The sequence below is a fragment of the Streptomyces rubiginosohelvolus genome (genome assembly GCF_014649875.1).
GTDB classification, from domain to species: Bacteria; Actinomycetota; Actinomycetes; order Streptomycetales; family Streptomycetaceae; genus Streptomyces; species Streptomyces rubiginosohelvolus.
The window spans coordinates 1-20,275 of the sequence record NZ_BMTW01000009.1 but is presented as its reverse complement, the minus strand read 5'-3'; the positions used below and the strand labels follow the sequence as shown (position 1 = coordinate 20,275).

21 protein-coding genes, 1 tRNA gene and 1 pseudogene are annotated in these 20,275 nt (G+C 72.2%); 12 read left to right on the top strand and 11 right to left on the bottom strand.

What is annotated here, in order from left to right; all coding sequences use genetic code 11:
- Positions 1-53: 53 nt before the first annotated feature.
- The 3 genes from IE134_RS20480 to IE134_RS20470 all read left to right on the top strand — a co-directional run bounded on the left by IE134_RS20480 (position 54) and on the right by IE134_RS20470 (position 3,459).
- Positions 54-722 (top strand): alpha/beta hydrolase, encoded by a 669-nt coding sequence (locus tag IE134_RS20480; RefSeq protein WP_098019973.1) that lies wholly within the window; start codon positions 54-56, stop codon positions 720-722.
- 33 nt (positions 723-755) lie between these two features.
- Positions 756-1,262, top strand: coding sequence for a GNAT family N-acetyltransferase (locus IE134_RS20475; RefSeq protein WP_189431307.1), 507 nt, complete (start codon positions 756-758; stop codon positions 1,260-1,262).
- A gap of 130 nt (positions 1,263-1,392) precedes the next feature.
- Entirely contained in the window at positions 1,393-3,459 is a 2,067-nt protein-coding gene (locus IE134_RS20470) for a phosphocholine-specific phospholipase C (protein ID WP_189431305.1), read from the top strand.
- Between the two features lie 89 nt (positions 3,460-3,548).
- Here the strand turns inward: IE134_RS20470 and IE134_RS20465 are convergent, their stop codons facing one another.
- From IE134_RS20465 to IE134_RS20455, 3 genes are all read right to left on the bottom strand, one after another.
- A complete protein-coding gene (locus IE134_RS20465; RefSeq protein WP_189431430.1) occupies positions 3,549-4,448 on the bottom strand; it encodes a DUF2510 domain-containing protein in 900 nt (299 codons plus the stop codon).
- Between the two features lie 126 nt (positions 4,449-4,574).
- The gene (locus IE134_RS20460) at positions 4,575-5,267 is read right to left on the bottom strand and encodes a response regulator (RefSeq protein WP_030711413.1); all 693 of its coding nucleotides are present in this window, start codon (positions 5,265-5,267) and stop codon (positions 4,575-4,577) included.
- 2 nt (positions 5,268-5,269) lie between these two features.
- Positions 5,270-6,232 (bottom strand): HAMP domain-containing sensor histidine kinase, encoded by a 963-nt coding sequence (locus tag IE134_RS20455; protein ID WP_098019963.1) that lies wholly within the window; start codon positions 6,230-6,232, stop codon positions 5,270-5,272.
- Between the two features lie 333 nt (positions 6,233-6,565).
- Here IE134_RS20455 and IE134_RS20450 point away from each other — a divergent pair, with 333 nt between their 5' ends.
- From IE134_RS20450 to IE134_RS20430, 5 genes are all read left to right on the top strand, one after another.
- Positions 6,566-6,853: a DUF3040 domain-containing protein gene (locus IE134_RS20450; RefSeq protein WP_030711411.1), complete on the top strand. Its 288-nt coding sequence runs from the start codon at positions 6,566-6,568 to the stop codon at positions 6,851-6,853.
- Between the two features lie 125 nt (positions 6,854-6,978).
- On the top strand, positions 6,979-7,710 hold the full coding sequence (locus IE134_RS20445; protein WP_098019962.1) for a FadR/GntR family transcriptional regulator: 732 nt from the start codon (positions 6,979-6,981) through the stop codon (positions 7,708-7,710).
- Positions 7,711-7,894: 184 nt separating this feature from the next.
- Complete coding sequence (locus IE134_RS20440) at positions 7,895-8,662, top strand: (Fe-S)-binding protein (RefSeq protein WP_030711409.1); 768 nt, start codon at positions 7,895-7,897, stop codon at positions 8,660-8,662.
- The gene (locus IE134_RS20435; RefSeq protein ID WP_030711408.1) at positions 8,659-10,239 is read left to right on the top strand and encodes a lactate utilization protein B; all 1,581 of its coding nucleotides are present in this window, start codon (positions 8,659-8,661) and stop codon (positions 10,237-10,239) included. The genes IE134_RS20440 and IE134_RS20435 overlap by 4 nt, the downstream gene beginning before the upstream one ends.
- On the top strand, positions 10,236-10,868 hold the full coding sequence (locus IE134_RS20430; RefSeq protein ID WP_030711406.1) for a LutC/YkgG family protein: 633 nt from the start codon (positions 10,236-10,238) through the stop codon (positions 10,866-10,868). Before IE134_RS20435 ends, IE134_RS20430 begins: the two co-directional genes overlap by 4 nt.
- Before the next feature lie 15 nt (positions 10,869-10,883).
- On the opposite strand, the gene IE134_RS20425 is transcribed toward IE134_RS20430, so the two are convergent.
- The 3 genes from IE134_RS20425 to IE134_RS20415 all read right to left on the bottom strand — a co-directional run bounded on the left by IE134_RS20425 (position 10,884) and on the right by IE134_RS20415 (position 13,963).
- A complete protein-coding gene (locus IE134_RS20425) occupies positions 10,884-12,824 on the bottom strand; it encodes a DUF2264 domain-containing protein (protein ID WP_189431303.1) in 1,941 nt (646 codons plus the stop codon).
- A 107-nt stretch (positions 12,825-12,931) separates the two neighbouring features.
- Positions 12,932-13,381, bottom strand: a complete 450-nt coding sequence (locus IE134_RS20420) for a hypothetical protein (RefSeq protein ID WP_189431301.1) — start codon at positions 13,379-13,381, stop codon at positions 12,932-12,934.
- Between the two features lie 105 nt (positions 13,382-13,486).
- Entirely contained in the window at positions 13,487-13,963 is a 477-nt protein-coding gene (locus IE134_RS20415; protein ID WP_189431299.1) for a DUF309 domain-containing protein, read from the bottom strand.
- Between the two features lie 110 nt (positions 13,964-14,073).
- On the opposite strand from IE134_RS20415, the gene IE134_RS20410 reads away from it, so the two are divergent.
- Entirely contained in the window at positions 14,074-16,677 is a 2,604-nt protein-coding gene (locus IE134_RS20410; RefSeq protein ID WP_189431297.1) for an ATP-binding protein, read from the top strand.
- A gap of 50 nt (positions 16,678-16,727) precedes the next feature.
- Positions 16,728-16,801: transfer RNA gene (locus tag IE134_RS20405), tRNA-Pro, on the top strand.
- Between the two features lie 372 nt (positions 16,802-17,173).
- Here IE134_RS20405 and IE134_RS20400 read toward each other — a convergent pair.
- From IE134_RS20400 to IE134_RS20390, 3 genes are read right to left on the bottom strand one after another with little or no spacing between them, the layout of a single operon-like run.
- The gene (locus IE134_RS20400; protein ID WP_189431296.1) at positions 17,174-17,479 is read right to left on the bottom strand and encodes an AzlD domain-containing protein; all 306 of its coding nucleotides are present in this window, start codon (positions 17,477-17,479) and stop codon (positions 17,174-17,176) included.
- Positions 17,476-17,832, bottom strand: a complete 357-nt coding sequence (locus tag IE134_RS20395; protein ID WP_189431294.1) for a hypothetical protein — start codon at positions 17,830-17,832, stop codon at positions 17,476-17,478. Before IE134_RS20395 ends, IE134_RS20400 begins: the two co-directional genes overlap by 4 nt.
- Before the next feature lie 60 nt (positions 17,833-17,892).
- Positions 17,893-18,195, bottom strand: coding sequence for an AzlC family ABC transporter permease (locus tag IE134_RS20390; protein ID WP_189431292.1), 303 nt, complete (start codon positions 18,193-18,195; stop codon positions 17,893-17,895).
- Here IE134_RS20390 and IE134_RS20385 point away from each other — a divergent pair.
- Positions 18,103-18,390, top strand: a complete 288-nt coding sequence (locus IE134_RS20385; protein ID WP_189431428.1) for a CGNR zinc finger domain-containing protein — start codon at positions 18,103-18,105, stop codon at positions 18,388-18,390. The two genes, IE134_RS20390 and IE134_RS20385, sit on opposite strands and share 93 nt — an antisense overlap.
- A 148-nt stretch (positions 18,391-18,538) precedes the next feature.
- Here IE134_RS20385 and IE134_RS20380 read toward each other — a convergent pair whose 3' ends face one another.
- Positions 18,539-19,291: an SDR family NAD(P)-dependent oxidoreductase gene (locus tag IE134_RS20380; RefSeq protein WP_098019956.1), complete on the bottom strand. Its 753-nt coding sequence runs from the start codon at positions 19,289-19,291 to the stop codon at positions 18,539-18,541.
- Positions 19,292-19,425: 134 nt separating this feature from the next.
- On the opposite strand from IE134_RS20380, the gene IE134_RS20375 reads away from it, so the two are divergent.
- Positions 19,426-20,055 (top strand): TetR/AcrR family transcriptional regulator, encoded by a 630-nt coding sequence (locus tag IE134_RS20375; RefSeq protein WP_189431290.1) that lies wholly within the window; start codon positions 19,426-19,428, stop codon positions 20,053-20,055.
- Positions 20,056-20,107: 52 nt separating this feature from the next.
- On the opposite strand, the pseudogene IE134_RS20370 reads toward IE134_RS20375, so the two are convergent.
- Positions 20,108-20,275 (bottom strand): annotated as a pseudogene (locus IE134_RS20370) (allantoinase AllB); the annotation flags it as partial.

Genomic DNA, 20,275 nt, shown 5'->3' with positions numbered 1-20,275 from the left:
CGACCGACGCCTATGATCACCAGCCGGAATCCGACCCCGAGGAGGCGGGCCAACTGCCGACCGTCGTGCTCGTCCACGGCCTCTACCACCGCCCCGAGCACTTCGACGCGGTGGCGCGACGCGTGCGGACCTCGGGGGTCGACGCCGTCGCCCCCGAACTCCACCGAGGCTCGCTGGCGGCCGACACGGAGGCGGTCCAGTCCGTCGTCGACTCACTGGAGGAACCCCCGCTGCTGCTCGGGCACTCCTACGGCGGATCCGTGATCACCGGAGTGCGCGGGGCGCGCCATCTGGTCTATCTGGCGGCCTTCGTCCTGGACACCGGGGAGAGCGCGGCCGCCCTGGGCGGGGCGTCCGCGGAACTCCGGGACGCGATCAGGCCCGAGCCCGACGGGTCGACCAGTCTGCGTCCCGACCGGGCGGCCGACGTCCTCTACAACGGCTGCCCAGAACCCCTCGCCGCCCGGGCGGCCGGCCTGCTCCGCCCCCAAGCCCCCGGTTGCGGCCGAGGAGTTCCGCACCACCACAGCTGGAAGGACACCCCCTCCACCTACGTCGTCTGCGGGCAGGACCGGGCCATCGACCCCGCTCTGCAACGGACGATGGCCTCCCGCTGCACCGAGGTGCGCGAGTGGGGGACCGGCCACTCCCCGTTCGTCGGGCAGCCCGATCTCCTCGCGGGTCTCCTGCGGGAACTGCTCGTACCGGGGCACCGCTCGTAGGGCGCGATGAGCCCTTGGGGCAGAGTGGGGCCCATGTCCACCACGTACGCGACCATGCCGTTCCACCTGGAGACCGAGCGCCTGATACTCCGGCCGTGGGCCGAGTCCGACGCCGCCGCATTCTGTGACCTCCTCGCCGAACGCGGCAACGGGAAACCCCCGGTGGAGCGCATCCGGACGTCCATCGCGGAGTTCCTCGCCACGACGGAGACCACCGGGATCGCCCTGCTGCCCGTCCAGCGCCGGGAGGAGGGCGACTTCATCGGCTACTGCGGACTGATCATCGGCCGCACCACCCTGGAGGAGCCCGAGATCGCGTACGAGCTGTTCCGGCATGCGCACGGGCGCGGTTACGCCACCGAGGCGGCCGGTGCCGTACTCGAAGCCGCTGCGGCGACCGGGCGTACGCGGCTCTGGTCGACCGTCGGCACGTGGAACACCCCGTCGCTCCGGGTATTGGAGAAGCTCGGATTCCAGCGGGATCGCGTATCCACGGAGGAGAACGGCGAAGTGGCCTGGCTCACACGTGCGTTGTCGTGAGGCGGCGTCGCACACGTGCTGGGCGTACCACCGGCGTTAACCGATGCGTCACGGGCTCTTCCGTTCTGTTCGATTCTCTTGGAACATCCTGTTCGCTTCTGTTCCCCACACTCCAAGAGGCCCCTCACTCATGGCAGATATGAATCGGCGCCGCTTCTTCCAGATAGCCGGTGCGACGGCGGGCTTCGCCGCCCTGTCGGGCAGCATCGACCGGGCGGCCGCCATCCCCGCCCACCGTGCCTCCGGGACGATCAAGGATGTCGAGCACATCGTCGTCCTGATGCAGGAGAACCGTTCCTTCGACCACTACTTCGGCGCGCTGAAAGGCGTCCGGGGGTTCGGCGACCCGCGGCCCGTGACGCTGCCGAGCGGGAAGTCCGTCTGGCACCAGGCCGATGCGGCGGGCAAGGACACCCTGCCGTTCCACCCGACCGCGGACGACCTGGGGATGCAGTTCCTCCAGGGCCTCAACCACGACTGGGCGGGCGGCCACCAGGCGTACAACGACGGGCGGTACGACCGTTGGATCCCGGCCAAGACGCCGACGACGATGGCGTATCTGACCCGGGACGACATCCCCTTCCACTACGCGCTCGCCGACCGCTTCACCGTCTGCGACGCCTACCACTGCTCGTTCATCGGGGCCACCGACCCCAACCGCTACTACCTCTGGTCCGGTCACACCGGCAACGACGGCACGGGCGGCGGGCCCGTCCTCGGCAACGAGGAGAAGGGGTACGGCTGGACCACGTACCCCGAGCGGCTGGAGGAGGCCGGGATCTCCTGGAAGATCTACCAGGACATCGGCGACGGACTGGACGGCCCCGGCGGCTGGGGCTGGATCGACGACGCCTACCGGGGCAACTACGGCGACAACTCGCTGCTGTACTTCAACGAGTACCGCAACGCCCAGCCCGGCAACCCGCTGTACGACAAGGCGCGTACGGGGACGAACGTGGCCGCCGGAGACGACTACTTCGACGGGATCGCCGCCGACGTCAAGAACGGGAAACTGCCCCAGATCTCCTGGGTCGCCGCCCCGGAGGCCTTCACCGAGCACTCCAACTTCCCTTCGAACTACGGCGCCTGGTACATCGCCCGCCTCCTGGACGCGCTGACGTCCGACCCCGAGGTGTGGAGCCGTACCGCCCTGTTCATCACCTACGACGAGAACGACGGCTTCTTCGACCACGTCGTACCGCCCTACCCGCCGACCTCCGCGAACCAGGGCCTGTCCACGGCCGACACCTCCACCGAGGTGTACGCGGGCGGCTCCTCGTACGGCCCCGGCGTCTACGGGCTCGGGCCGCGCGTCCCGATGCTGGTCGTCTCGCCCTGGAGCACCGGCGGTTACGTCTGCTCCGAGACCTTCGACCACACCTCGGTGCTCCGCTTCATGGAGCAGCGCTTCGGGGTGCGCGAGCCGAACATCTCACCGTGGCGGCGCGCCGTCTGCGGCGATCTGACCTCCGCCTTCGACTTCGCGTCCAGGGAGCCCGCCCCCGGCGACCTGCCGGACACCGACGCCTATGAGCCGCCGGACCGCGAACGGCACCCGGACTACCGGCCCACCCCGCCCGCCGTCGGCTCGATGCCGAAGCAGGAGCAGGGCAGCCGCCCCACCCGGCCGCTTCCGTACGCCCCGTACGTCGACGGGGCCGTCGACACGGGCACCGGAAAGATCGCGCTCACCTTCAGCCCGGGGACGGCGGCCGGCGCGCAGTTCTACGTCACCTCCGGCAACCGCACCGACGCTCCGTGGACGTACACCGCCGAGGCGGGCAGGACCATCGCGGACGCCTGGAACTCCGCGTACTCCGGCGGCACCCACGACCTCACCGTCCACGGCCCGAACGGTTTCCTCCGTACGTTCAGGAGCCCGGGTTCGACCGCCGGCCCCGAGGTCACCGCCCGGCACAACGACGGGAGCGGCAACCTCGACCTGACCCTCACCAACCCCGGCGACACCGAGGTCCGGCTCACGCTGGCCGGCGCCGCCGCCTACGGGGGAACGGAGCAGACGGTCACCGTCCGGCCCGGCGCCACGGTGTCGCGCACGATCGACCTGCGAGCCGGCAAGCGCTGGTACGACGTGTCCGTCACGGCCGAGGGCGACCCCGTCTTCCTGCGCCGCTTCGCCGGTCATGTCGAGACGGGGGCCACCGGGGTCAGCGACCCCGCCACGGTCACCGGCTGAGAGCTGGGACCGGCGGCGAAGAGGCGAAGGGCGGGGCCCGGACCGTTTCCGGTCCGGGCCCCGCCCTTGTCCCTACCCTGCGGTGCGGGTCAGACCTCGCCGCCGGTGCCGCCCTCGCCGGCGGACGCGGCTTTGATCCCGCCCGTGATCTCGTCCAGGACGGACAGCTTCGGCGCGTCCTTGTTGATGTCGAACCCGGACCGGACGACGACGAGCATGTTCTTGGAGACGGGGGAGGGGAACACCAGCGATTCCACGTAACCGTCGTCGCCCTTCTCCGTCACCACCTTCCAGCGCACGACGTACCCCTTGCCGCCCGCCACCGTGACGGCCTCGGACTTCAGCTCCTCGTGCGAGGTGATCTTCCCGTAGCTCTTGCCGCCGTAGGACTCCTTGGCGTTGACGGTGATGTCCTTCTTCGCCGCCTCCTCCGGGGTCCCCGCGGTGAGCTTCATGGCGGCCGCCGGGGCGGAGAACACACCGCCGCGCACGCAGGTCTCGGCGGTGTCGCCGGGGCACGCGTGCTCACCCGTCGTCAGTCCGGCGCCGACCGCCCCGGATGTTCCCTTCCATCCCTTGGGCACCGGCATGCTGATCCCGCCGGCCAGGTCCGTGGCGAAGCCCGGCTCGGTCGGCGGGAGCTGCTGCTCCGGGCCCTGGCCTTCGCCGTTCCCCTCGCCGCCCTGTCCGTCGTCCTTGTTCCCGCCGTCCGGTGCGCCCGGCAGTTCGGGGGCGGCGGACGGCGAGGAGGCCGCGGTGTCCGGCTTGCCGCCGCCGCGGTCCTCGCCCAGCAGATACACGCCGCCCCCGATCGCGGCGAGCACCACTACGCCGACCGTCACACCGACGCCGATGCGGATCCCGCGACGGCGTGCCGCACCGGGCGACGCACGGACATGGCCGGTCCACTGCGCTCCGTCCCACCAGCGTTCCTGAGCGGGGCCTTTGCCTGAATACCCGGGGTCTGGATGCCAGCCGGGCGGGGTCATCTGGGTCACGGGGGCACCTTATGCGGATCGGGTGAGAATCACATGAACCGACCGCACGTGCTCGCCAGGGGGTCCTCGTACGCGCACCCGTACGAGTGCCGCACGCCCGCGCGAACGCCGGCCCGGTCAGGGCTCGATCAGTCCGGCCCTGATCGCGTAGCGGGTGAGCTCCAGACGGTCCCTGAGGCCGAGCTTCTGGAGCAGGTTGGCGCGGTGCCGCTCCACCGTCTTGACGCTGATGACGAGCAGCTCGGCGATCTCCTTCGAGGAGTTGCCCTCGGCGACCAGCTTGAGGATCTCCTCCTCGCGCTCCGTGATGGCCCGCGCCGGCAGGTCCTCGCCGTCCTTCGCCCGGTCGAGGAAGTTGCGGATGAGCGCCGTCACCGCGCCCGGGTAGAGGAACGGCTCGTCGCGCATCGCCGCCCGGCAGGCCTCCACCAGGTCCCGGTCCGCGACCGACTTCAGGACGTACCCGGCGGCCCCCGCCTTCAACGCCTCGAAGAAGTACTGCTCGTTGTCGTACATCGTGAGCATCAGAATGCGCAGGCCCGGCATGATCCGGGAGAGTTCGCGCGCCGCCTGGAGGCCGGTGAGGCGGGGCATCGCGATGTCCAGGATGACCAGGTCGGGCTGTTCGCTGCGGGCCATCTCGATGGCCTCGGCCCCGTCGCCTGCCTCGGCGACGACCGTCAGGTCCGGTTCGCCGTCGAGGATCAGCCGGACTCCGCGGCGTACGAGGGCGTGGTCGTCCGCCAGCAGGATGCGGGTCGGGGCCGCTGCGCCCCTGGCGGGCGTGGCGATGGACGGTGAGGTGGGCATGGTCACTTGCTTCCGTTGCTTCCGTTCGGGACGGGCACATCGAGACGTACTTCGGTGCCGCCCTGCGGCCCGGGACCGAGGGAGACCTCGGCGCCGATCAGCAGGGCGCGTTCGCGCATACCGCGCAGGCCGGCCCCCTCGGGGGCGTCCCCGAGACCGCGGCCGTCGTCGCGGATGAGCAGTTCCACCCCGCCCGGGCTGCGCCGCAGCGACAGTTCGAGGTGAGTGGCGCGGGCGTGCCGGACCGTGTTGGTGAGGGCTTCCTGTGCGATCCGGTAGACGACCAGCTCGGCCTCCGCGCCCAACTCCGGCAGGTCCTTTTCCATTCGGCGGCGGATCGTCAGGCCGTCCGGCGTCGGGGTCTCGGTGATCAGCGCCGTCAACGCGCTCACCAGGCCCAGCTCCTCCAGTACCCCCGGGCGCAGCCGGCGCGCGATCCGGCGGATCTCGTCGAGCGACCCCCGGGTGATCTCCTGGACCTGCCGAAGCTCACCGCGCAGCGGCTCCGGGGCGTGGTCCGCGACCCGCTTCAGCTCCAGCAGGACGGCGGTCAGCGTCTGCCCGACCTCGTCGTGCAGCTCCTGCGCCACGCGGCGGCGTTCGGCCTCCTGGGCGGAGAGCGCACGGGCACTGCTGGTGGCCCGCTCGGCCTCCAGCCGGTCCAGCATCGTGTTGAACGTCTCGATCAGCGCGGCGATCTCCCCGTGCCCCGCGACCTCGGGGCGCGGGCTCGGGCGCAGCAGATCGGTGGTCGTCATGGCACGGGTGACCCGTTGGAGCGGGAAGAGGCCGAGCCGGAGCAGGGCCGCGTTGGCCGCGAGCATGAACGCGATACCGCCGGTCAGGATCATGGCCTCGGTCAGCAGGACCGGGGTCGAGACGGTGATCGGCCCGAGCAGCAGCAGGGCGCCGGCCGCGACCAGCACGGCGGCGTTGAGCAGGAAGATCCGCCAGAACAGGGACAAGGTCGAACGGCTCCTTCGGAGGGTCGGGGCGCACGGTCGCGCTGACAGCCTCCACTATCGCCGCTGCGACGGGGGCGCATGCCGTCGTCGGACGTGGTGCGCACGTTGCCCGGCGGTGCTGTCGGCCGGGCGTGCCGTTGGCCGCCCTCGCCCGGAGTCCGTTCTCATCTGCATGGTGCGCACCCCCGGATATGGGTGCTGTCCCTGATGGCCCCCGGAGGCCCTCCCCGACGACCATGAGGTCCAGGGCCCCGGGGGGCCCTGCCCCGTGCCGCACCGCGGGGACCGGGTCTGTGAGGTGCCGAAAGGTTTCCGTACCGGGAGGGAGACACCATGCCCACGTACGACGAGCGGCTGCGCGATCTGGAGGAGCAGCTGCGTCACGACGATCCCGGGTTCGCCGAGGCGATGTCCGACGGGACCCCGCGCCCCCCGCGCGAGTACCGTCGCCGCAACGCCTGGCTGTGGCTCGCCGTCGGACTCGCCGCCCTGGGCATGGGCATCGCCATGGGCCACGGTCTCCTGATCGCCGGGGGCCTGGTCGTGGCCGGAGCGGCGGCCCACCTCTTCGACCCGCAGCGCGGGCGCCTGCACGGGCGGGACATCCCCAGTACGCGGTAGCGCGCCCTCTGCACTCCTCGGCTCCCTCTGACACCGACCCGGCTCCCACCGGCTCTGTGGTCCGACCACATGCTCCGTGTGACATAGGCTGCATGTCCGGATCCGGCCGAGGCAGGGAGTGACGGATGCCCGTCGAATGGCAGCCCGTGCAGCAGTCCCGCACCCATGAGCTCGTGCTCCGCAGCATCGAGGAACGGGTCTTCGCCGGAGAACTCCGGGCCGGTGACCGGCTGCCGCCCGAACGGGAACTGGCCCCGGTGCTCGGCGTCAGCCGCTCCGCCCTGCGCGAGGCGCTGCGGGTGCTGGAGACCATCGGCGTCCTGGTGGCCCAGCCCGGCCGGGGACCCGACGCCGGGGCCCGGATCGTGCGCAACCCGGACGACGCCCTGGGCCGACTGCTCCGCCTGCACTTCGCCCTCGGCAGCTACAGCCTCCACGACGTCCTGGAGGCCCGGGTGGTCCTGGAGCGGTCCAGCTTCGAGGGCGCCGCCTGCCACGCGCCGGACGAGGACCTCGACGAGGCGGAGGAACTGGTGGCGGGCATGGCGGAACCGGGGATCGGCGTGAGCGCCTTCAACGACCTGGACACCCGATTCCACGTGCTCATCGCCCGCAGCTCCGGCAACGCTCTCACGTCGACACTGACCTCCGCCGTACGCGAGTCCGTGCGGCCGCTGATCCTGCGTGCCCTGGAAGACGTCGAGGACTGGCCGGCCACCGCGCGCGCCCTCAACGCCGACCACCGGACGCTTCTCACTCTCGTACGGGAGGGGAGCGGCCCGGAGGCCGCGGACCTGGTGGAGTGGCATATCCGCGGGCTGCACGGGACGTTGGTGGAAGGCCCCACCGCCTCTTAGAGGGCCAGGGCTGCCCGGCCCAGGCCCCGGCCTCCTCCGCCCGCGCCACGCATCGCGCCGGACGTTCCCTTCGACGGCCTGCGCCTAGTATGGTCCGACCATAGAAACCTCGTAGTGAAACGCGGCGGGCACGCACACACTCACTCGCCCCGACCGCCGCGGCGAACCCGACCGGGGAGGCCCCATGCGCATCGGACTCTTCGCCACCTGTCTGGGGGACACGCTCTTCCCCGACGCGGTGAAGGCAACCGCGATCCTGCTCACGCGCCTGGGCCACGACGTGGTGTTCCCGCCGGGGCAGACCTGCTGCGGGCAGATGCACATCAACACCGGCTACCAGCGTGAACCGGTACCCCTGGTACGTAACTTCGCGGAGGGGTTCGGTGACGCCTCCATCGAGGCGGTCGTGATGCCGTCGGGCTCGTGCGCCGGTTCCGTCCGGCACCAGCACCGGATCGTCGCCGACCGCTACGGGGACGCCGCGCTCCGTGCCGGGGTGGACGCCGTCGCCGCGAAGACGTACGAGCTCTCCGAACTCCTCGTGGACGTCCTCGGCGTCACCCGGGTCGGCGCGTACTTCCCGCACCGGGTGACGTACCACCCCACCTGCCACTCCCTGCGCATGCTCCGCGTCGGTGACAAGCCGCTCCGACTCCTGCGCGAGGTCGAGGGCATCGACCTCGTCGAGCTGCCCGGCGCCGACTCCTGCTGCGGCTTCGGCGGCACCTTCGCGCTCAAGAACGCCGAGACGTCCACCGCGATGCTCCACGACAAGACGGACAACATCACGGCGACCGGGGCGGAGGTGTGCACCGCGGGGGACTCCTCCTGCCTGATGCACATCGGCGGCGGGCTCTCCCGGATCCGGTCCGGCACCCGCACCCTGCACCTCGCCCGGATCCTCGCCGCGACCCGCACCACGCCCGACGTCCTGACGGAGGCCCCCGTATGAGCACGTTCCTCGGCATGCCCTCCCCGCCGCCCCGCTCCCCGTACGGCACCGGCAACCTCCGCGGCGACCGGGCCTTCCCCCGCGCCGCCCACGACGAACTGGGCAACGACCAGCTCCGCCGCAACCTCGGCCGCGCCACCGGCACGATCCGCGCCAAACGCCTGAACGTCACCGGCGAACTCCCCGACTGGGAAGCCCTGCGCGACGCCGGCTCCGCCATCAAGACCGACACCATGAACCGGCTCCCCGAACTGCTCGAACAACTGGAGCGCAAGGTCACCGAGCGCGGCGGCACCGTCCACTGGGCGCGCGACGCAGCCGAGGCCAACGCGATCGTCACCCGCCTCGTGAGAGCCACGGGCAGCGACGAGGTCATCAAGGTCAAGTCGATGGCCACCCAGGAGATCGGACTCAACGAGCATCTGGAGTCCGTCGGGATCACCCCGCACGAGACCGACCTCGCGGAACTCATCGTCCAGCTCGCCGACGACAAGCCCTCGCACATCCTGGTGCCCGCCATCCACCGCAACCGGGACGAGATCCGGCAGATCTTCCTCGACCACATCCCCGGCGTCGACGCGGACCTGGACAACGCCCCCGCCCACCTCGCCGCCGCCGCGCGCGGCTACCTCCGCGAGAAGTTCCTGGCCACGAAGGTCGCCGTCTCCGGCGCCAACTTCGGCATCGCCGAGACCGGCACCCTGGCCGTCGTCGAGTCCGAGGGCAACGGCCGCATGTGCCTGACCCTGCCCGACACCCTCATCACCGTCATGGGCATCGAGAAGGTCCTCCCGCGCTATCAGGACCTGGAAGTCTTCCTCCAGCTCCTGCCCCGCTCCTCGACGGGGGAGCGGATGAACCCCTACACCTCGCTGTGGACCGGAGTGACGCCCGGCGACGGACCACAGGACTTCCACCTGGTCCTCCTCGACAACGGGCGCACCGCCGCCCTCGCCGACGCGATCGGACGGGCGGCCCTCAACTGCATCCGCTGCTCCGCCTGCCTCAACGTCTGCCCGGTGTACGAGCGGACCGGCGGCCACGCGTACGGATCGACCTACCCCGGGCCCATCGGCGCCGTCCTCACCCCGCAACTGGCCGGCATGCACGCGGCGAAGGACGACCCCAACAGCTCCCTGCCGTACGCCTCCAGCCTCTGCGGAGCCTGTTTCGACGCCTGCCCGGTCAAGATCGACATCCCCTCGCTGCTGGTGGAACTGCGCCACCAGCACACCGAACAGACCGGCGTCACCCCGGAGAAGCTGGCGATGAAGGCGGCCGCCGCCGTGATGCGCCGCCCGGGCCTGTACACCGCCGTACAGAAGGCGTCCGCGCTCGGCCGGGTCGTCGCGGGGCGCGACGGAACCATCTCGCGGCTGCCCCCGCCCCTGAGCGGCTGGAGCGACAGCCGCGACACCGCGGCGCCGCCCCGGGAGACCTTCCGCTCCTGGTTCGCCTCCGACGAGGGCCGGGCCGCCCTGCGGGCCGCGGCGAGCGAACAGAGCAGCGACCGCCCCGAGGGGAACGGCAAACAGGCCGACCGGAACAGCGACCACAACGAGGAGGACGCGACATGAGCAGCGCCCGCGACACCGTGCTGGGCCGGATCCGCGACGCCCTCGCACTGGCCCCGGCACCCGCCGTCGTCGTCCCGCGCGCCTACCGCGCCGGCCGCACCCTGCCCGACGACGAACGCCTCGCCCTCTTCACCGACCGGCTCCTCGACTACAAGGCGCGCGTGCACCCCTGTACGGCGGACCGCACCGCCGAGGTCGTCGGCGAGGCCCTGCGGGAGCACGGCGCCCGTCGCATCGGCGTGCCGCCCGGGCTGGACGCGCGCTGGCTCACCGGGTATGACGGCGAGGTGCGGGAGGACCACTCCGACGTCTCGCCCGCACAACTCGACTCCCTGGACGCGGTGGTGACGGCATCGGCCGCGGGCTGCGCCGAGACCGGCACGATCTTTCTGGACGGTTCGCCCGGCCAGGGCCGCCGGGCGCTGTCCCTCGTCCCCGATCTGCACGTGTGCGTCGTCGACCTCTCCACCGTCGAGGCGGGCGTGCCGGAGGCGGTGGCCCGTCTCACGCCCGAACGGCCGACGACGCTGATCAGCGGGCCGTCCGCCACCTCCGACATCGAGCTGGAGCGGGTGGAGGGCGTCCACGGCCCCCGCACCCTGGTGGTGGTGATCCGCACGGACGCGTAGGGCCCGTGGGAGCCCCTACCCGTGATCGACCGTCACCGTGCCCCGCCCGAACGCGATACGCGTGCGCGCCCCGTCCTCCGCCCAGCGCACGGTGACCGTGTCACCGGCCACCTCCACCCGGTCCACCACATCGCCCAACACCGCGTCCACGTTCTCGTCCACGGCCTCGTCCGGCAGTGCGGCTTCCGGATCGGCGGTGAGGGAGGCCAGGGCCACGAGAACCACCGTGCCGGTCACGTCGGCGCCGAGCCGGGGCACGGTCGCCCGGCGCGCGAACGCCGTTCCCTGCGGGGCCCGTACGTCCTCGGGCGCTTCCCAGCCGTGCAGTCCCCGCAGCAGCGAACGGACCGGGCCGTCCGGGTCGGTCGCCCAGCCCGTCAGCTCGGCCCGCGCCCCGTCCGGCGCGCCCAGCACCCGGTGCGCCCGCAGTTCATGGCGGCCCCGCGCCACGGTCACGCTCTCCACCCGCAGCCTCGGGACGGTGGACGGGCCCGCCGGGAACACCGGCAGATGCCAGGAGGCCGCCCAGCCCCAGCCGTCACCGTGCCCAGACCCCAGCGGACGGATACGCCGCCGGGCACTGCGCGCCCCGCCGACCGTCACCGACAGATGGTTGTCCGCCGTGTTGTCCGCCGAGGTCGGCCCGGTCACGGTGGAGTACGCGAGGCGCGCGTAGTGCGGGTCCTCGTCAGCCGCCGACTCGCCCTCGTCCGGGCGGACATGGTCGCTGCCGTGGTTGTGCAGCCGCACGACGCCGTCCGCCCCCGTCGACTGCACCAGAAAGCCCGCCGCCGGAACGGACAGCACCCGGTCGGGGCCCTCGCTCGGAGCCGGCTCCTCCGGCGACGCCCACAAAGGATGCCCGTCCGGGGCCAGGAGAGCCACGAACGCCTTCGACGCCCAATACGGGGACGCGGGACCGGAATAGGTCTGCAGCGTCGCCGCGTGCGGACCGTGCCAGCCGAGGCTCAGCAGCCCGTCGTTCCCGACCGCGCCGCGCTCCAGGAAGTACCGCAGAGACCCGCTGACGACGCGCCGGGAAGCCCCCGGGGTGAGCGGGGTATGCCCGGTCACCGCGCCCAGACCCACCCCCGCGCTCGCCGCGAAGCGGTAGGTCAGCGAGCGCCCGAAGTGCAGCGGGGCCCCGTCGCCGCCGAACATCAGCGAGAAGCTCTCCAGATGCTCCCGCAACCGCGCCCCGTGGAGTGCCGACTCCTTCTCGTCGCCCGCCAGATGGGCATCCAGCAGCGGATACAGGTGCAGCGCCCAGCCGTTGTAGTGGTCGAAGGCGCGCCCGTCCCCGTCGGCGTACCACCCGTCGCCCCGGTACCACTGCTCCAGCAGCTCAGACGCCCGCTCCCGGGCCCGGACCGTCTCCGCGTCGCCCCGGCCCACCGACTCCAGGAACCCGGCGACGGTGTACGGGAAGAGGTACCAGTTGTTGCCCGCCGGAACATGCCGCAGCGCGCCCCGCAGCCACTTCTCCGCCCGGTCCTGTACGTCGGATGTCAGCCGGTCCCACAGCCAGGGCCGGGTGAGCCGCAGGCCGAGGGCCACCGACGCCGACTCCACCATGGGCTGTCCCTGTACATGGTGGTCGAGGATCAGCGGCCAGGACTCCGCGTCGTCCCGGCCCGGCGTCCGCGTCCCGGCGTCGAGCCCGTCCGCGTACCGCTCCAGCAGACCGTGCGGGTCCTTGCCGCCCGCCCCCGCGACCCGGAAACCCGCCGCCAGGAACGTCCGCGCGTATCCCTCCAGGCCGTCGGAGCGGACCCCCGAGTGCGACGGGGGCCCGGGCAGGTCGAGCCGGGCGCCGCCCGGCGTGGCCCACTTCCAGGCTGCCTTCAGCAGGCCGTCGGCGGCCGCCTCCCAGTGGGCGCGGGTGTATCCGGTGTACGGGCTCGACGTGCGGTCTTCCGGAGGGAGTCCGAAAAGGTCACCAGCTGAGGCGTTCATGCGTGAATCCTGATCGACCGGTCAAGGAGGGTCAATGGATCGATCATGGATGGCCTCAATCGATCAAACGATCAGGGCCGGGGCAAGGAGCGGGACAGTAATCAGGATCAGGGAAGCAGCAGCCAGTCCGTTCCCACGGCGGCCAGCAGTCCCGCTCCCAGCAGCCAGCTGGCCAGCCGGGTGCGGCCGTTCCTGCTCAGCTCGATCATCACGCCGCACAGGATGAGCGCGAGCCCGTAGACGCCGACGACGAGCACCGACGAACGGCTCGCGATGCGCAGCGCGAGCACGACGGCCATCGCGGCCATGCCCAGCGCGGAGAGCACGATCCGCAGGCGCCGGGCCTGGCGCGGGGAGAGTCTCTTCCCGCCCTGACCGCCCTGACCGTCCGGTGCGTCGAGCGCGTCGCCCTCCGCATCCGGATCCGCATCCGCCCTGCCGTCCGCCACCTCCTCCTCCGCCTCGGTCTTGGCTTCGGCCTCCGCGGCGGTGTCGGTGTCGGCTATCGGAACGTCGGCGTCCCTGCGCTGGTCCTGATCCTGGTCAGAAGTGCTCATGGAGCCGGATCGTAGTAGCTGTACGACCCCCGGGTTCGCGGACCCGGATCTTCCGGCCGCCTGGCCGTTCGCTTGCCCCGCCCCGCCCCGGCGCCGGCCTCCGGGCTATCCGCGCAGGCGGGGTGCCTCGGCCGCCGCGTCCACCGTCGGGCCCGACTCCACCCTGGCCGCCAACTCCCGCGCCCAGTGGGACAGTCCGGCCACCTCGATCCCGTACGGGGACCCGGCGAAGGGGGCGAGCGCCCCCGCGCCCCGGCGCAGCAGCCGTGCCCCGCCCGCGGTGTTGCCCCGTGCGGAATGGGTCAGTCCCACCGCGAGCTGGGCCAGCCCCCGCCAGAGCTCGCGTTCGTCCTCCGGCCCCGACTTCCAGGCGTCCTCGAAGACCTCGTGCGCATGGAACGGCATCCCCGCGTCCAGCAGCCGCTGCGCCTCCGCGAGCGTCTCCGCAGGGGTGCGGACGACCCCCTCCGGCTGCCGTTCGACGCCCGGTGCCCCGTACGGCAGGGGACGGCCAAGTCCGTCACGGGGGCGCGCATTGCGCGCCCGGCCCTCGGCATCACGGTCTCTGCGCGTCTCGTTCACTACTCGATTGTGCCCCGCACCTGCAAGGAATCGTGCGAACCCTGTCGACGAGCACCCGCGCACGACTAGGCTCGACCGTCGAGAAGACTGCCTCTGTGGGAAGGGTGGGCATGAAGCCGTCCCGGCCGTTGTACGAGCGTGAACCGGAACTCGCCGCCGCTGCCGAGGCGGTGGACGCCCTGTGCGGGGCGCAGGCCGTCGGCGGGCTCCTGGTCTTCAGCGGAGAGGCGGGGCTCGGCAAGACGGCGCTGCTCGCCGAGATCCAGGCGATGGCCGCCGACCGCTGCACCGTGTGGTCCGCCCGGGGAGGCGAGACCGTCACCTCCGTACCGTTCCATGTCGTACGGCAGTTGCTGCAGCCCGCCCTCGACCGGTTCCCGCCCGACGAGACCCGGGCCCTGTTCGGCGACTGGTACGAGACCACCGCCCCGGCCCTGGGTCTCGCCGAGCCGAGCGGCCCGCAGCCCGATCCGCAGGGTGTGCGCGACGGCCTGGACTTCGTCGTCGGCCGGCTCGCCTCCCGGCTCAGCCACCGGCCGCTGCTCCTCATCGTGGACGACGCCCACTGGGCGGACGGCGAATCCCTCGCCTGGCTCGCCTCGTTCACCGCCCGCCTCGGCGAACTGCCCGTCCTGGTGGTGCAGGCCCACCGCCCGCAGGAGCTGGCCGAACGCGACGCCAACTACATCGCCGACCGGGAGGCCGAACGAGGCGGCAACCAGGGCACGGTGACCCGGGTCGCCCTGCGGGCCCTCACGCCGGACGCCACCGCCGTACTGGTCCGCGCGGGCCTCGGCGAGCACGCCGACGACCCGTTCTGCCGCGAGGTGTGGGCCGTCACCGGAGGCAATCCGTACGAGGCGGTCGAGCTGGTCGCCAAGGTCCAGGACCGCGAGCTCCCGCCGGTGGAGGAATCCGCCGGCGAACTGCGCGAACTCGGCGCGTCCGCACGGGGCAGCGGGCTCGTCGCCCGGCTGGAGCGGCTGGGTACGAACGCCAACCGGTTCGCCTGGGCCGCCGCGGTCCTCGGCACCGACATCTCCCAGGAACTGGCCGCCACCCTCGCCGGAATGAGCTCGGCGGAGGCCGCCGACTGCACGGCCCGGCTGCGCGACGCCCGTATCGTCAGCGGCTTCGACCCGCTGGAGTTCGTCCACCCGCTGATCGCGTCCGCCGTCTACCGCTCGATCCCGCCGGCCACCCGCACCGCCATGCACGGGCGCGCCGCCTGGGCGATCACCCGCGCCGGCCTCGGCGCCGCCGCGGCCTCCCGGCACCTGTTGGAGGTCCACCCGGACGACGACCAGGAACTGGTCGCGCAGCTACGGGAAGCCGCCGGCCAGCATCTCGCCGTCGGCGCGCCCGAAGCGGCCCGACGCTGCCTGGAGCGGGCCCTGGAGGAGCCGCCGCGCCCCAAGGACAGGGCTGTCCTCCTCTACGAACTGGGCTGCGCGACGCTGCTGAGCTCCCCGCCCAGGACGGTCCAGCACCTCCGCGCCGCCCTCGACATGCCGGGGCTCGACGACGGGCTGCGGGTCGACGCCACCTTCCGGCTCGCCGCCGCGCTCGCCCACAACAACCAGCTCAAGGACGCGGCGTTGTCGCTGGCCGCCGAGGCCGCGCGCACCGGGCCCGGCCCCGGGCTGATGCGCCTGCAGGCGGCCCACTTCATGTGGGAGGGCATGCAGGCCGCTGAGGACGACGGGCCGGCCCGCTCCCGGCGGCTCACCCGCAACGCCGACCACCTCAAGGGCCGTGACAACGGGGAGCGGGCGCTGCTCACCCTGCGGGCTTTCGACGCCATGCTGCGAGGCGAGAACGCCCAGCTCATCGTCGACCTCTGCGAACGCGCCCTGGTCGACGGCAGCCCCGCCCGGGGCCTCGGCTGGACCGACTCCGAGTGGGGCTTCGAACTGCCCACCATGGTCGGTATCACCTACACCTTCGTCGACCAGCTGGACCGCGCCGAGAGCCTCTTCGGCGAAGCGGTCCGGGCCTTCGAGATCTCCGGCTGGAGCGGCGCCCACCTGGCGTTCGCCCACACGCTGCTCGGCATGGTCCACCGGCGTCGCGGCCGTCTCGCCGAGGCCGAGGGCTTCCTGCGCGAAGGGCTCCGCCTCGCCGACCGTGTCGGCTCCGGGCTGCCCGTGCACTGGGACGCGGCCTGCCTGCTCATCGACACCCTGCTGGCCCGCGGCCGCACCGACGAGGCCCGCAAGATCGCCGACCGGTACGACTTCGGCCCGCCCTACCCCAGCGCGATGGTGCTGCCCGACGGACCGTGCGTGCGGGGCCGCCTGCTGCTGGCCGAGGGACGCAAGGAAGAGGCGATCGCCGAGCTCGAAGCGGCGGGCGCCGCACTGGAGCCGCGCGAACGCTTCAACGGAATCTGGGCTCCCTGGGCCGGTGACCTGGCACGCGCCCTGGCCGAGGACGACCCGGCCCGCGCGGCGCACCTCGCCGCCCGGAACCGGGTCCACGCCGAACGCTTCGGCACGCCCACCGCCCTGGGCGAGGCCCTGCGCTGCGTAGCCCTCTTCGCACCCCCGGAGCGCTCCGCGCAACTGCTCGCCGAGGCGGTGGGCCACCTGGAGAAGTCCTCCTCCGCCTACGAGCACGCTCTCGCCCGGGTCGACTACGGCATCGCGATCGGATCGCACCGGGAGCTGGCCCGCGCCCAACAGGCACGCGCGTCGATACGGTCCTCGGAGTGAGGTAATGTTTGTCCTGCGCGGCCACCCGGAGCAACCGGGAGGAAACGCAGCGGGACGTGGCGCAGCTTGGTAGCGCACTTGACTGGGGGTCAAGGGGTCGCAGGTTCAAATCCTGTCGTCCCGACTGGAGACAGTCGTAGATCAGGGGCCGGTCTCGGAGCAATCCGAGACCGGCCCCTGATCCTTTTTCGGGACCGGTTGGGGACCGACTGGAGGTCCCACGCCCTTCACCGTGTCGACGGGGCGTCGGCCGTCCGGTTCGGCACGGCGCGTAACCCCTGTTGATGACCTGGACGTTGCGGAGTACGGGGGTCCTCGCCCCTCACCGCAGTCACGGCCGTGCAGGTGACGCTCTCCCGCAAGCAGCGTTGGGACTCCTCGCTGTGCGTCGTTCCTGGCCTTCTGGCGGCTGATGCTCCCCGGCTCACCGGGCAGGGGAGCAGCCGGGCCCGCTGCTGAGGCCAACCGGCCGACCGGTCGACGAGCCCGCACGTCTCTACGCCCACATACGTAGAGCCGCCGTCACCGCGACCGCGGCCACCAGGGCCACGGGGAGCGGGGCCCGGCGCCAGAGGAGCAGCGGAAGCGCCGCGAGTCCGGCGATCATCGTGAGATCCACAGCGGTCCAGCCGGGGCCCAGTACGGCTGCGACGATGAATCCGGCGAGCAGGGCGGGGGCGGAGAGGGCGATCACCGACTGTGCTCGTGGGGGGAGGGTTCGCCCGCCGAGGAGCGCGGGGCCGAACGCCTTGCAGGCGAAGCTGAGGGCGGCGACGGCGGCGATGGTGAGCCAGAGCGTCATGGTGCGACCTCTTCGCCGGAGTGGGCGGAACGCAGGCCGCTTTCAGGCTGTACGGCGGGCCCTGCGGCTTCCGTGGTTTCGGCCACCGCCTTCTCGCCCGTCTCGTCGGCTCGCCGATGCCGGGCTGGTGTTCTGAGCAGGGCGACGAGAGCCGCGAGTGCCGCGCCCACCAAGGCGGGACCTGCGGGCAGAATCGCGATGAGTCCCGCGGCGATTGCCGCGCCGAGCAGGGCCGGCAGGCGATTGATCCGTTCCCGGCGCACTTCGTCGCAGAGGAGCGCGAGGAAGAGCGCGGGAGTGAGGACGTCCAGACCGAGCCGGTGCAGGAGATCGGGGTCGGGGGACACCACCACGCCGAGGGCGGTGCCCGCGACCCAGGCGGGCCACTGGATCGCGGTGGCGCCGAAGAGCAGCTACCGGTCGAACCGCCCGGCCCCGAGGTGGGCGGCGGCCCAGGAACCGTCCACCACCGCCTGGCCCTCGAGCGCGCGGCGGAACCGGCCGCCCCGCAGGTCGCCGGCGACGGCGATGCCCATGGGGATGAAGCGGCTGTTGATCAGTGCCGCGGACATCACGGCGCCGGCCGGACCGCCGCCGGAGCCCAGGGTGGCCAGCAGGGCGAACTGGGCGGACCCCGAGAACACGGCCATCGAGCAGATCACGGAGGCGACATACCCCCAGCCCTGGGAGCTGCTGATCGCACCGAAACTGACCATGCGCTGGCGCTGCGGACGGAGGACCTGCTGAGCGGGGACGGCCTGGGCCGGGTCCGGCGCTGCGAGGGCCCCGGATGCGGCTGGTTCTTCCTCGACCGCTCCCGGAGTGGAACCCGGCGCTGGTGCAGCTCGCAGGACTGCGGCAACCGGGACCGCGCCAGGCACCACTACTCCCGCACCCGGCAGCGGGGATGACACCGCGCGTCCGTCGCCGGGCCCCACCTCGGATTGCTCCGAAACCGGCCCCCGATCTGCGACGGTCACGGCTTCGCACGGCCCACCGAACTGCGGCGCCCGACGGCCTGATCCTCGCCCGCGCATACGGGGGCAGTTCCGGCTCGGGTCAGGCGGCCGCGGCAGGGGACTTCGGGGGTTCGACCGCGGTGAGCCCACCGTCCACAGGGATGACGGCCCCGTTCACGTACGAGCCGCCAGGGCCGGCGAGGAAGGCGATCACCTCGCTGACATCCTCCGGTCGGGCGACGCGGCGCAGCGGGATCAGGGGGATGTACAGGTCGAGATACTCGACCGGAGCGCTGGTGTAGACCGGGCCGGGCGCGACCGAGTTGACGCGCACCCCGGACGGCCCGTACTCGGCGGCCCAGGAACGGGTCAGGGCGTTCACCGCTCCCTTGGTGGCGGCGTAGACCGCGTTGTACACGTCCCCCATCACGGCTGCCCCGCTGCTGACGTTGATCACGCTGCCACTGCCCCGCTCGGCCATCCTCGGAGCCAGGGCGGCGGTCAGCGCGTAGACCGCCCGTACGTTGCCGTCGAGCATGGCGTCGTACTGCTCGGGGGTGATGTCGGCGCTGAGGCCGAAGCTGGCCCCCGCGGCGTTGTTCACCAGGATGTCCACGTCGCCGGCTTCCCGGGCCAGCCGGGCCACGTCCTCCTGGTCGGTCAGGTCGGCGGCGATGAAACGGGCCGTGCCGCCGTCGGCCTCGATCCGGGCGACCACCTCGGCGCCGCGCGCGGCGTTGCGGCCGGTCACCACGACGCTCGCACCCCGCGCGGCCAGGGACCGGGCCGTCGCGCGGCCGATGCCGGAGGTGGAACCGGTGATCAGGGCGGTCTTGCCGGTGAGCTCACTCATGTCGCGCTCTCTTTCTTCGGGAAGGTGTCCTCGCAACGGGCTCGACCAGCAGAAAATTCCGTACCGACCGATCGGTGCAGAAGTCTTCCCGGCGGTTGCGGACCGGTCGGTACGGAATTGATAGGCTCGATGCCATGAACACCCAACGGAGCGCGCCGGTCGGACGGCCCAGGGGCTTCGACGCCGACGAGGCTCTTGAGAACGCGATGCGGGTCTTCTGGCGGAACGGCTACGAGGGCGCGAGCCTGCCCGACCTCACCGAAGCCATGGGGATCAGCCGCACCAGCATGTACGCGGCCTTCGGCAACAAGGAGGAGCTGTTCCGCAAGGCTCTGGCGCGTTACGCCGATGGCCCGGCCTCGTACGGTGCCGAGTCGGTGGCCGAGCAGACTGCCCGCCGGGTGGCCACCGTCTTCCTCCACGGTGCGGTCCGGAGCAGCACCCTGCCGGGCTACCCGACGGGGTGCCTCAGCCTGCGGGCCTCGTTGGTCGGGGGCGAAGGCGGGCAGGCGGTCCGCGACCTGCTGGCGGCGTGGCGCGACGAGACCGGCACCCTGTTGAGCGAGCGTTTCCGACGTGCGGTCGACGAGGGCGACCTGGCCCCGGAAACCTCCCCGGACCTGCTGGCCAGGTACCTCATGACGATCGGCAACGGCGTCGCGATTCAGGCTGCGGGCGGTGCCGAGCGCGCCGACCTCGAACGAATCGTCGACGCCGTCCTGCGGAGCTGGCCGCCGGACCTCTCGCGGCCTGACGAGCCGTAGTCTCCTTGCCGTCAGCCGTGCGGGCCGACGGCACGCCACCCGGCCATCCGCGTCATCCGCCGTGCTGAAGGAGCTGTCCGGTGGGTTCGCCGATGACACCGTGGTCCGCGATGCGCCGACCGCGCAGCCAAGTGGATGTGACGACGCCGTGCAGGGTCTTCCCGGCGTAGGCGGTGACCTGGTTGCGGTGGAAGAGCTCGGCGGGGTCGACGGTGAAGGT

Coding starts and splice junctions, on each gene's coding strand:
- IE134_RS20475 (WP_189431307.1), top strand. CDS start 756: ATGTCCACCACGTACGCGACCATGCCGTTCCACCTGGAGACCGAGCGC.
- IE134_RS20470 (WP_189431305.1), top strand. CDS start 1,393: ATGGCAGATATGAATCGGCGCCGCTTCTTCCAGATAGCCGGTGCGACG.
- IE134_RS20465 (WP_189431430.1), bottom strand. CDS start 4,448: ATGACCCCGCCCGGCTGGCATCCAGACCCCGGGTATTCAGGCAAAGGC.
- IE134_RS20460 (WP_030711413.1), bottom strand. CDS start 5,267: ATGCCCACCTCACCGTCCATCGCCACGCCCGCCAGGGGCGCAGCGGCC.
- IE134_RS20450 (WP_030711411.1), top strand. CDS start 6,566: ATGCCCACGTACGACGAGCGGCTGCGCGATCTGGAGGAGCAGCTGCGT.
- IE134_RS20445 (WP_098019962.1), top strand. CDS start 6,979: ATGCCCGTCGAATGGCAGCCCGTGCAGCAGTCCCGCACCCATGAGCTC.
- IE134_RS20440 (WP_030711409.1), top strand. CDS start 7,895: ATGCGCATCGGACTCTTCGCCACCTGTCTGGGGGACACGCTCTTCCCC.
- IE134_RS20435 (WP_030711408.1), top strand. CDS start 8,659: ATGAGCACGTTCCTCGGCATGCCCTCCCCGCCGCCCCGCTCCCCGTAC.
- IE134_RS20430 (WP_030711406.1), top strand. CDS start 10,236: ATGAGCAGCGCCCGCGACACCGTGCTGGGCCGGATCCGCGACGCCCTC.
- IE134_RS20425 (WP_189431303.1), bottom strand. CDS start 12,824: ATGAACGCCTCAGCTGGTGACCTTTTCGGACTCCCTCCGGAAGACCGC.
- IE134_RS20420 (WP_189431301.1), bottom strand. CDS start 13,381: ATGAGCACTTCTGACCAGGATCAGGACCAGCGCAGGGACGCCGACGTT.
- IE134_RS20410 (WP_189431297.1), top strand. CDS start 14,074: ATGAAGCCGTCCCGGCCGTTGTACGAGCGTGAACCGGAACTCGCCGCC.
- IE134_RS20400 (WP_189431296.1), bottom strand. CDS start 17,479: ATGACGCTCTGGCTCACCATCGCCGCCGTCGCCGCCCTCAGCTTCGCC.
- IE134_RS20390 (WP_189431292.1), bottom strand. CDS start 18,195: ATGGTCAGTTTCGGTGCGATCAGCAGCTCCCAGGGCTGGGGGTATGTC.
- IE134_RS20380 (WP_098019956.1), bottom strand. CDS start 19,291: ATGAGTGAGCTCACCGGCAAGACCGCCCTGATCACCGGTTCCACCTCC.
- IE134_RS20375 (WP_189431290.1), top strand. CDS start 19,426: ATGAACACCCAACGGAGCGCGCCGGTCGGACGGCCCAGGGGCTTCGAC.